We start from the raw sequence: 11,566 nt of genomic DNA, 5'->3' as shown, positions 1-11,566 counted from the left end.
TTAGATGCGTAAACTATATATATCTGGCTACTAAATTAAAGTTACGTAATATCGTAGCCTACAGAAAGTATGTAATAAACATGTCCTAGGATTTAATTGTTTTTGTAGTTACTTTGAATCTTTGTATATTAACTACAAATTATTAATTTAGAAAGGGGAAAATACCATGGCAGCTATAGAAAAGCGTGGAAACAACTCATATAGGCTTACAGTGTCCTGTGGATACGATAAACAAGGTAAGAAGATAGTAAAGCGTAAGACAATAGATTTATCTTATATAAAGCCTAATAAGCAGCAAGAAGAAGTTAATAAACAATGGATATTATTTAAAGATGAAGTTGAAAAAGGTATATTCATGGATGCAGGTAAAATTACCTTTGAAGAATTTATACGAAAGTGGTTAAAAGATTATGCAGAACCAGAGCTGGCTCCAAAGACTTTACATAGATACAAAGAGTTATTAAATACTCGTATTATTCCAGCTATAGGTCATATAAAACTCAATAAGCTACAGCCAACGCATTTAGTAGAATTTTATAATAACTTGCGTGAAAATGGTATTCGTAATGATGCTAAACCTGGTGGATTATCTGAGAGAACTATATTGCATCATCACAGGCTTATATCAAGTATTCTAACTTGTGCAGTACAATGGCAATTTATTTTAAATAATCCTGCTTCACGTGTAAAAGCTCCTAAGGTAGAGAGAAAAGAAGCTAGACATTTTGATATAGAACAAACTGAGTATATACTTTCCTTATTAGAAAATGAGCCTATAAAATATAAAACTGCTATTTATATGGCTATCTATGGAGGAATGAGACTTGGTGAACTTTCAGGATTAGAATGGTCCGACATAAATTTAGATACTGGAATATTAAAAATCCATCAATCCTTACAGCACATACCTGGCCAAGGGACCTTTACAAAGTCACCTAAGAATCAAACAAGTAATAGACCTATATCCCTACCAAAAACAGTTATAAACCTCTTACGTGAGTATAAAATATGGCAAAATGGAGAAAAGTCAATATTAGAAAATCTATGGAATGATAGATGTAATAATATTTTTACAACTAAGACTGGTGATCCAATATATCCTGGAACTATAAGTAATTGGTTTCGTAAATTTATAAAGCGTCATAATGATAAAGTTATAAATAATGATACTATCTCCAAAGATGACAAAAAAAAATATTTGCTTAATGAAATAAATTTTCATGGTCTAAGGCATACCAGTGCTACTATACTTATAAATCAAGGTTTAAACGTAACTACTGTAAGTAAGCCCTTAGGTCATGCTAGAACTTCAACTACTACAGATATATATTCACATAGCTTACAAAAAGCTGATATAGAAGCCGCTAATAAATTGGAAAGCTTATTTAGTAAAGAAAATACCAAAAATAAGAAGCAAGGATAAAAAATTAGATAATTTCATTTTGGTGTGCTTTTATTAAAATCATAGTCAAAATAATATTTGAATTTAATACAAATCCATTTTTATTAACATATAAAAAGCAGAAATTTTCCTGCTTTTTTTGTTGCACATAATATTACTTATCAGTAGCAGCTCCGTCAGTTGATGTTATAATATTATCTGTTAATATATTTTTGTAACTTCTATCATTATCATATTCTTTTCACTACAGATTTCATCACAAAGCCATTTACATTTTATCCCTTAAAATATTTTGCGCACATTCTAAAACATCCTATTCTCAAGCCATACCAGGATTTTTTTAAAATTCCTATTAAATAAAAAACAGAAGCTGTTCATTCCATTTCCAGCTTCTGTTATCATTTCTGAGCCAAGGAAGATGGCTGAAAGTCATATCCTTGCTGATAGATATTCCCAAATATCTATTAGCTACTTTTAAATCTATTATAGCAATTAGGAGATGTCATCTTTAACATTTTTAACAGCTTCCAGTGCATTAATAAGATTTTCAAGTTCCTCTTTATTGAATTTGTTAGCGTTTTCTCCTGCCTGGGTTGTAATCATAGGCTCATTTTCTTTCTTCATCAAAAACTTATATGCTACTAAACCACAAATAACTACGGTAATTATGATAATCACAGATTTTATCATTTTGTTCTTGTACCTCCACTACCAACTAAAGCATTGGTCAGCATTGCTTTGTTTCTTACAACCTCATTAATCAGGCCCTCAAGTGTCAAACTTTTATTAATACCAATTTCTGAAAGCAGGCTACTTAATCCTTTTATAAGGTTGTCATCTTTCAGTCTTTTCATAATCTCATTATCAATTTCTTTTACCAATTGATTATAATAGGAACTTGTATCTCCAAGAAAATCGCTTTCATTCAGATTAATTTCCAAAGTTTTCTTGAGTTTATTTAATTTTTCAGGACACTTCTTAGCTGCTTCTTTCAATTCCATATTCAAGAAAATCATCTTAATCCTCCAATCTTATCTTGTTCCATTCATCAAAGAAACTTGAAAGAATATTTTTCACATTCTCATACAAACTTATTTTTTCATTGATTGATTCGATATCTTGTTCGACTCCCTGCAATGAGCTTTCTAGGTCACCCCTCAAATCCATAAAGGTTTTTTCATAACTTTCTATCATGCTTTTAGCTTCTTCGTTTATTGTTATGGATAGCTCATTAATATGTCCATCCACATATTCTCCCAATTCTCTGTTATTTATCTCTACTTGTTTCCAAATCTCCAGCCTAGCGTCACTTAATAATAAATTAAATTCATTTATGAGCTCTGTTTTATCTATCGAATATTTCCCAGATGCTTTATCAATCTTTTTTCTGGTAATAAAGCTTATCAGCTTATCAAAAAAATTTTTTTCTCTGTTGATAGTATTATTAATTATCTTGTTTAATTTATTTGTAAGTTCTCGTTCCGTAAAGTTATTCCACTTGAAATCCATTTTGGTAAAGGCCACATCAAGCTTAGGCATTGTAATGTCAAATTCCATATCAGGATACTTTTTCCCTATATATTGGCTAAAATCACTAACCAATTTTTTGATCTTTTGATCTTTATCTCCCATTGCATCCTGCATTTCATCCAGTTTTTCACTAACACTTCTTTGGATCATCCCTAGTTTCTCAGTATACTGCTCGTCTAAAACATTCAGATCAACTATTAGTTTTCTGTCTCCACTTACAGCAACCTCTTTTTCAACTTCAAGTTCCTTTTGGGTCATCTTTTCAAGCTTTTTCCGCTTCATGTCTAATTCATGTTCTAACTGCTGGTATATTAAAACTGCTATTTGTGTTCTTGAATCATCAAAATCCTTATGAAATTCTTTCTTAGAAACCTCCATTGATAATTCTTCTTTTATCTCTAACTTTATACTTTTGAATTCAAGTATCAGCTCATTTATTTTCCCTATAATCTCTTCTCTTTTCTCTTTTCTCTCTCCTATACTCTCATTAAGCCTGCTCAGTTCAAAGAACAACAACTTATTCTTAAGCCTGCTGAACTTTTCATCGATTTTTCTCAATACAGACTTCATCAACTCTACATTTGCCTTTTGAGATGCCACATAATTTGTATAATTAATAATCTCTACCATACCGCTCTTTTGTTTAAGAGTTTCCAGGTTTGAATCCTTGATGCCGTAAAATCTTCTGAGGTTTTTTAACTGCACATCTATAAAATTCAAGGTAGTCATTTCCTTTTGTCCAATGTATTTATCTATACAATCATTCAGATTATCCAAAAGAGTGCGGTTATCAACCTCATTAAGAGATTCGCAACCAGGTATTTGTGGAGCCTGTACAGAATAAAAATATTGCAGTGCAGATGCTCCAAATACAACATACGATTTATATCCTAAGCTATCTAGCTTGAATCTCAAATAATCTAGAAAGCCTGTTACCGACTTGTCAACATTATTTTGATTCATAAATACTTCATCCATTTTGTTGACAATTACTATAAAGGAATAGAACTTGTCATACTTCTCAAAGCTGGTCTTGATATCCCTTAAAAAAGCTTCCTCACCCTCTGTAAGATGCTTTGTGTAATCCACTACAAATAATACTACATCTGAAGATTCAATAGATTTATAGGCAATATCCCTGTGACTGCTTCCAGCAAGGTCTGGTCCAGGAGTATCCATTATTGTGTAACTCATCAGACTGTTCTTGTCAGTAACATAGTTTATTTGCATGTCCTCAAGCATAAATCCATTTTCTGCACAGCTTTGAGCCTGCTCAAATTCTTTACCGATATAATTTCTAATATCTTCCGGAGAATTAAATACCCTTCTTTCGCCTTTATAATCAAGAGATATCTGCTTATCGGCAGTACTCTTGTATATGCAGGTATTTGGAGTAGCCAGTACCAGGCTGGTGGGCGCATATTCCTCCTCTAAAAAGCTGTTGACAACAACACTTTTCCCAGACTTCTTGGTGGCCATTACTGACAAAGTCAATTCACGCTTTTCTGCAGTAATCAATTCAGATTCTATTTCAGAAAGTATTTCAGTAAAAGTGTTTTTGTCCTCTGCAAATCCAGACTTTACATCAATACAGTCAATAGTTTTCCTGGCGGCGGTCACACTTGTTTTAATATCTTGAAAATGCTCCTTGAAGACCTTCATTGCCTGTCTTTCTTTTTCTTCCTTTTCAAGCATAACTTCAAGACTTATACCTAGGTAAATCAACTGTTGAATAACTGAGCTTAAAATTAATTTTTCATAATCGTCTGTACATAATATAAGTGAATACTTGTTGTAGTCACCTTCACCAATAAATCTTATGACCTCACTTAAATCCTTGAAATAATCCTTTTCTACACTACTGGTTTCCTTGTTTCTTAATATTACCTTGAAATCAAAGTTCACATTGTTACATATTTTGAGCCTATGCAGGAAAATACTATCAAATTCTAGTTTCCTTAGGTAGTCATATATTCTTATATCCTTATCTAACATAAAGACTACATCATTTCTGTTCCTCAGATTCTCCTGAATAAGTTCTATTTCTTCATTTGTACCTTTAAGATTTATAATCTTCATCCTTATAACCCCATTTCAGCCATAATGTTTTTTATCCGTTGAACTATTTCCTTTTTATTTTCATAGATAGCTTTCTGTTGTTCATTATCAGCAAACTCAAAATACTTAATTTTTGCAGCATAATCTGATATAAATGATTTATACTCCAGATTTTCATCTAAATCTGTTAATCTGTTAATCTGTTTTACCATCATAGAAACAAAAGGTTTTTCAAGGCAGATTGCCTTTATTACTACTTCCTTAAGCATCATTTTCAGGTAATCAATATCCTGGTTAATCTCCTTTAGAACATCATCTTTGTTTTGAGCCTGATTTATATTTTTTACAATTTGATTAATGTATTGCTCTTTACTCATGGAACTGTTCAAATTCATATATTTATCTGCAACACGTTCCATAATAGTCTCAGCAATATTTTTAATATCAGTTAACCCTAATTCTTTATTAATTTTGCTTAGGTCTGTAAGTAATACTTCCAGAATAGAATATGGATTTACTTTCAAACTGGATATTTCCTTGCAAAGAGCAAGAATTGTATCTTCGCTAAGGATTTTAATTATCTCTGGCAGTTTGCTGCTGATTCCCTTGCTGATGATTTCTCTAATCTCTTCCAAGCTATATTCTTTCTCTTCCAAGTGGGCTAGTATTATATTAATAAAAGGCTGTTGAAAATATGGTTTGGTCACATATTTGTTGTTATAATATATTCCTAAACTGTATAGCTCCTCTTCTGACTCATAAAACTTATTCAATCTTCCAGATGAACCTAAAGAATGATAAATCAATATATCAAATAGATCCTGAGAAAAGCGCTCAACCAAGTTGATAAAATATCTCTTGTCATAAGCTATATCATTCACTGCTGCCTCTATGAATTGCGAAACAGCTTTTTTAACCTCATCATAGTAAGGGTTATTTTCACTTAATTCAAGGGATTCTTCAAAACATTCCTCTATCTTACTTTCTACCTTTTCTGCTTCCTTTTGAGATAGATTCAGTATGATATCAGTGAATTTATCAATAAATTCATTATAGAGCTTCTGTCTGATAGAATCATTTATTCTTCCTGCTGCGAATTCTCCTGTAGCACCTATGCCCACTTTTATTCTCGTCTCTTCTATTAACCCATCTGTAATGTGTTCAAAAGATTCATCAACAAGATTATTAAGAGAATGAGTGAAATATTTATTGGTATATATATCTTTCTTAATTTCATCCCTCAATCTAGCCAGACAATCTCCCACAATTTTTCGAGAACTAAGATCAAGTTTTAGCAACAGCTTATTATCCAGGGACTTAATCTGGTCATAGTTACTATAATCTTCATTTTCTTTAACTATCTTATTGAAAATATCTTTCAAATCTTTTATATTTTTATTAATTCTTTTCTTAAGTATTTCAAACCTCTCTGAATTATGATAGACTTCAAGCCTGTCCCTAATATTATCTATGTTATCGTCAAGACCAAATTCCTTAATCTTTTCTAATTCTTTATCGCTACTTACAATACTATTTTTCTGCAAATAAGCAAAAGCACAACCAATAAAGAGCTTATCCTTATTTACTATTTTATATTTTTCAATGGCATCATAGATTAGTGCAGAAATGTTTCTTTCTGCATCCTCTTTTGTATTTACTCTGTCAATTTTGTTTCCGAAAATAAATAATTTTTCATTTAGCTTGATACCGTCATTGTCACTTTCCTTCAGCAACAGGTTTAACTGAGTACCGAGAAGGTTTGGCGTTTCACCTACATTTGTAACTAAAATAATAGCATCAGCATTTTTTAACCTTTCCAGAGTCTGTTCTTCATGGATCCTGGTAGGGGAATCAAAACCAGGTACATCATGTACTATTATATTTTGCATATTTTCAAGCTGAGAAGATTTTATAATTATCTCCCTTACCGCTCTTGATTTGCCGTGGGAAGTTATAAATTCCTTTAATTCATCAGATTTAAGCTCCTCAGCTCTGAATACCTTTGGAAGTCCATCCAAATACCTGCTTATTTCCTCTCTGTACTTAAGTATATCTTTTATATCCTCCTCTGTCTTGCCAACATGCTCCTTATATACTGAAGGGTTAACGCTGCTTAAATCATTAAAATATCTTTCAAAATCGTTTAATCTGAAATTATCAAAGTTGAGCTGTTCTGAGTTGGAATAATCTACACTTTTCAACATTTGCCTGAACATATTATTAAACTCATTTCGGCTGTGAAAAAACACAGTAGCCTCATCACTTCCATACTCTAAATGTGTTGATGTAAAGGTGCATCTTGTAGATGCAGATGGGAGCACGTCGTTGCTTATAAGTGCATTAGCAAATGTACTTTTCCCTGCCTTCTCCAAGCCTACAATTGCAACTTCAAAGGAATTTTTCTGAAGCTTATCAATATAGGTGTTGTTTTTTTTGAATAACTCCCTCAACTGCTCTTCGGTTTCATAATTCATTATAGAATCTTTACTTTCCAGTGTTAATATCTTATTAATAACACCATTAGCGTTATCTAGAATTGATTGGTATTTGTTCTTTTGTTCCTGCCATATACTATTGCTCATTGTTACTCCCCCTTAAATCCATGCATAAATTTTAAGTCATTCTTGCTAAATTAGACAAGTTTATATATATTATAAATCAATATCCAATCAATTTTAATATATTTTTTGATTTTATGGCAATATTTTCATTTCCATGATGAATATTACAAAGAGTTTTTTAAAATAATTCATAGAACATATTATAAAAAAATAGGGTTGAGTTTTAATGAATTTCTTATCTACTACTAGTTATGTGTTATGTGATATTTTTAGCCCCAAATAATATTACAACCCAAAACAAAATTTTCTAATAAAAAAATATCTTACTTCTCTATCATATTTTTTTCTATTTTTAAGTAACTTTTTATATTAATAGTACCCAAATAGAACCCATTTCAACTTTACACCCAATTTTTTCAAAAAAACAAAGCCTCATAAACTTAGTGTTTACAAGGCTTTTAGCTTGGTGCGCCCGAGAGGAATCGAACCCCCGGCACGCGGTTTAGGAAACCGCTGCTCTATCCTACTGAGCTACGAACGCATATTAACTTATTTCCATAACATTTTATAATAATTTATAATAAATGTCAAATTATTATATAAAAATAATATATAGAATCAAAATTTAGTTATTTTACATAATGAGTATATTATATTGCAAATAAAAATATACTAACTAAGAGGTGTTAATATGGTTAATGAATTTAAAAACTTAATCTTAGCAGGTTTAGGCTCAGCAGCATATACTTATGAAAAGGCATCAAAATTAGTTGAAGATATGGTTGCAAAAGGAAAGCTAACCATAGATGAAGGAAAGGAACTTTCTGAGGAATTAAAAAGAAACTTAAAAGACAAAGTTGAAGAAGTAAAACCTCTAACAAAAGAAGACTTGATATCTATCTTAAATCAGATGAACTTTTCTAGTAAAGATGATTTAAAAAATATTGAACAGAGATTAAATACTTTAGAAGAAAAAATAAATACTAAATATTAAAGCCCCAACGCCTGTTAGGGCTTTAATATTTATGGAGGTATATATATGTATAGCAGTTCATTAGAAAGGTTTAGAGAAATTATAAGTGTACTAGCTCGTTACGGTTTTGACCATATAATAGATAAAAAGATGAAAAAACAAAATATCCCTCATAATTTAAGAAAGGCTTTCGAGGAATTAGGACCTACTTTTATAAAAATAGGCCAAATATTGAGTACAAGACCTGATATACTTCCTCCAGAATATATTGAAGAACTTTCACATCTTCAGGATAACGCATCCCCTGAAAGCTACGAGAATATTAATAATGTATTTTTCAGTGTTTTTCACAAAAACTTAGATGATTGCTTTTTACACTTTCAAAAGAAACCATTAGCCTCAGCTTCTATAGCTCAAGTACATAATGCCGTGCTTAAGAACGGTAGGGAAGTTATTGTAAAAATTCAAAGACCTGAAATAAAAGAAAAAATTAAAATGGATTTATCTATTTTACACCGAATAATCAAACTTACTAAAACTAGATTTTCTGATTCCTTAATTGACCCAGAGGAAGCCTTAACGGAATTAATGGAATCTACAGAGCAGGAACTAGATTTTAAAATTGAGGCGTTGAATATAAAAAAATTTAGAGATTTAAATAATACTGTAGCCTTCTGCTACACTCCATATGTAATAGATGAGCTTTCAAGCATTAAGGTTTTAACTATGGAAAAAATATATGGTTTTAAAATAAATGATTTTGATAAACTTAAAGAAGGTGGATATGATCTTCAAGATTTAGGAAAAAAACTAGTTCTATCATTTTTCAAACAGGTTTTCACTGATGGTTTTTTTCATGGAGATCCTCATCCCGGAAATCTGTTAATAAATGGTGGAAAAATATGTTTCATTGATTTTGGAATAATGGGAAGTCTTTCTGATTCTTTAAAAGCTTCTTTGAATGATGCTATAGTATCTGTAGCCTTTAAAGATTTAGATAAGCTAGTATCCATAATCATGTCTATAGGAATAAAAAAGGGATTCGTAAATAAAAACAAATTATACGAAGATGTTGAATACTTGTTCTCAAGGTATGTTTATTCATCATTAAAGAATATTCATGTATCCACTTTACTTCAAGAAATATTTAACTGCGCTAAGAATAATAATATAAAGCTTCCGAAAGATTTGATATTACTTGTTAGAAGCCTTGTGATCATTGAAGGAGTCACTGCAAAAATAGCCCCTGATATACAAATACTAGATATAGCCATACCTTTTGTAAAAAATAATAGCAAATTATCACTACTAGAAAAGGTAAATCTTGATGACATATTAATGTATTTTTATAATTTTACAAAAGATTTATCTCGTATACCTAGTAGGTTTATAGAAATAATAAATACAATGCTGAATGGAAGGCTTAAGATTCAAATTCAGATAAACAATTTAGATAAACATATGAAATCTATAAATAAAATGGTTAACAGATTGATTTTAGCACTTATAATCTGTTCTACTATAATTGGGTCAAGTTTAATATTAAAAACTAATATAGGTCCTAAAATATATGGCTTCTCTGCTGTAGGACTAATAGGCATTATGTTATCATCATTTATGAGTTTAATTCTTTTAATTTTTATCATAAAATCTAATAACTTATAAAATGTATACTTAATTATTAACCAACTCTCTAATAATTCCATCATATGGATACTAATTTTAAAATTGACAATAAATAAATAATAAATGATAATTATAATTATTAATAAATATTACATGAAAGAGGTCTATTTATGATTAAGTACTATAATAGAAAAACTAAAGATTATGAAATAGAAAAGGTTGCAGGTGACAGATATCTTCAATGGACTTATTCATCTCCCATCGGAATGCAAGTTTTAGAGTTATTAGTTAAGAAAAAAATATTTTCTAAAATATACGGAAATTTTTGTGATAGTAGAAGAAGTTTAAAGAAGATACATTCCTTTATTAAGGATTTTGGTATTGATATGTCTGAAAGTGAAAAAAGTATGTCTCAATTTACTTCTTTTAATGATTTTTTCACAAGAAAGTTAAAATCAGAAGCAAGACCTATATATAAAAATATAGATTTTTTAGTTTCTCCAGGTGATGGAAAACTTTTAGCCTTTGAAAATATTAATTTAGACAAATTAGTCCAAGTAAAAGGATTTACATATAGTCTAGCTAATCTTATAGGTAACTCTAATATATCCGAAAAATTTTCTGGTGGCACTTGTTTAATCTTAAGATTATGCCCTACTGATTATCATAGATTTCATTTTATTGATAATGGTAAATGTGAAGAAACTGTGAAAATAATTGGCGACTACTACTCCGTAAACCCAGCTGCTTTAAAAAAAATACCTGAGTTATTTTGTAAAAATAAAAGAGAATGGAGCATTTTTCATTCTGAAAATTTTGGTGATATACTTCATATAGAAGTTGGTGCCACTTGCGTAGGTTCTATAATACAAACATATACTCCTAAAAATCCTGTAGAAAAGGGAGAAGAAAAAGGTTATTTTAAATTTGGTGGTTCAACAACAATATTATTTTTTGAAAAAGGTAAAGTTAAAATTGATCAGGATATAATTGAAGAAACAAATAAAGAATATGAAAGCCAAGTAGTTCTTGGAGAAAAAATAGGTGAAAAAATAAAATAAAAAAGGTAGTTGTTTATTACTTAATTATGTGGTAAATAACTATTTTTTCACAGGTTCAAACTTTACTGGTTATCTAAATAACTAAAATTGCATAATAAGAAATATTATTTCTAGACATAAAAAATGCTTTCACACATTAGTGAAAGCATTTTATTTGGTGCACCTAGAGGGACTCGAACCCCCGCAAAACCCCGGTTCGTAGCCGAGTGCTCTATCCAACTGAGCTATAAGTGCATATTACCATAATCATAGTATCATAAATATCAAAAAAAATCAAATTAACATTTATTTTTTTATATATTAAAGTAAAAAACACCTCTAGTCAAGGTGTTTTCTGGCGGAGAAAGAGGGATTT

Annotated in this window: 8 protein-coding genes and 2 tRNA genes; 4 read left to right on the top strand and 6 right to left on the bottom strand. The window is 30.3% G+C overall.

Features of this window, described 5'->3' with window-relative positions:
• The first annotated feature begins 166 nt into the window (after positions 1-166).
• Positions 167-1,423, top strand: a complete 1,257-nt coding sequence (locus I6U48_RS24835) for a tyrosine-type recombinase/integrase (protein WP_218323166.1) — start codon at positions 167-169, stop codon at positions 1,421-1,423.
• A 471-nt stretch (positions 1,424-1,894) separates the two neighbouring features.
• Here I6U48_RS24835 and I6U48_RS24830 read toward each other — a convergent pair whose 3' ends face one another.
• The 5 genes from I6U48_RS24830 to I6U48_RS24810 all read right to left on the bottom strand — a co-directional run bounded on the left by I6U48_RS24830 (position 1,895) and on the right by I6U48_RS24810 (position 8,092).
• Positions 1,895-2,092, bottom strand: coding sequence for a hypothetical protein (locus tag I6U48_RS24830; RefSeq protein WP_218323165.1), 198 nt, complete (start codon positions 2,090-2,092; stop codon positions 1,895-1,897).
• Entirely contained in the window at positions 2,089-2,418 is a 330-nt protein-coding gene (locus I6U48_RS24825) for a hypothetical protein (RefSeq protein WP_218323164.1), read from the bottom strand. The genes I6U48_RS24830 and I6U48_RS24825 overlap by 4 nt, the downstream gene beginning before the upstream one ends.
• 1 nt (position 2,419) lies before the next feature.
• Positions 2,420-5,011 (bottom strand): dynamin family protein, encoded by a 2,592-nt coding sequence (locus I6U48_RS24820; RefSeq protein ID WP_218323163.1) that lies wholly within the window; start codon positions 5,009-5,011, stop codon positions 2,420-2,422.
• Between the two features lie 2 nt (positions 5,012-5,013).
• On the bottom strand, positions 5,014-7,572 hold the full coding sequence (locus I6U48_RS24815) for a dynamin family protein (RefSeq protein ID WP_218323162.1): 2,559 nt from the start codon (positions 7,570-7,572) through the stop codon (positions 5,014-5,016).
• Positions 7,573-8,015: 443 nt separating this feature from the next.
• Positions 8,016-8,092 (bottom strand) — tRNA-Arg (locus I6U48_RS24810).
• A 150-nt stretch (positions 8,093-8,242) separates the two neighbouring features.
• Between I6U48_RS24810 and I6U48_RS24805 the strand changes: the two genes are divergently transcribed.
• The 3 genes from I6U48_RS24805 to I6U48_RS24795 all read left to right on the top strand — a co-directional run bounded on the left by I6U48_RS24805 (position 8,243) and on the right by I6U48_RS24795 (position 11,211).
• Complete coding sequence (locus tag I6U48_RS24805) at positions 8,243-8,545, top strand: phasin family protein (RefSeq protein WP_218323161.1); 303 nt, start codon at positions 8,243-8,245, stop codon at positions 8,543-8,545.
• 45 nt (positions 8,546-8,590) lie between these two features.
• Entirely contained in the window at positions 8,591-10,189 is a 1,599-nt protein-coding gene (locus tag I6U48_RS24800) for an ABC1 kinase family protein (protein WP_218323160.1), read from the top strand.
• Between the two features lie 131 nt (positions 10,190-10,320).
• A complete protein-coding gene (locus I6U48_RS24795; protein ID WP_218323159.1) occupies positions 10,321-11,211 on the top strand; it encodes a phosphatidylserine decarboxylase in 891 nt (296 codons plus the stop codon).
• Between the two features lie 155 nt (positions 11,212-11,366).
• Here the strand turns inward: I6U48_RS24795 and I6U48_RS24790 are convergent.
• Positions 11,367-11,445, bottom strand: a tRNA-Arg gene (locus I6U48_RS24790).
• Positions 11,446-11,566 lie beyond the last annotated feature (121 nt).

The sequence above is a fragment of the Clostridium thailandense genome (genome assembly GCF_019207025.1).
Classification (GTDB): Bacteria; Bacillota; Clostridia; order Clostridiales; family Clostridiaceae; genus Clostridium_AM; species Clostridium_AM thailandense.
The sequence above is the reverse complement of the archived record's forward strand: the minus strand, read 5'-3'. Positions and strand labels throughout refer to the sequence as shown.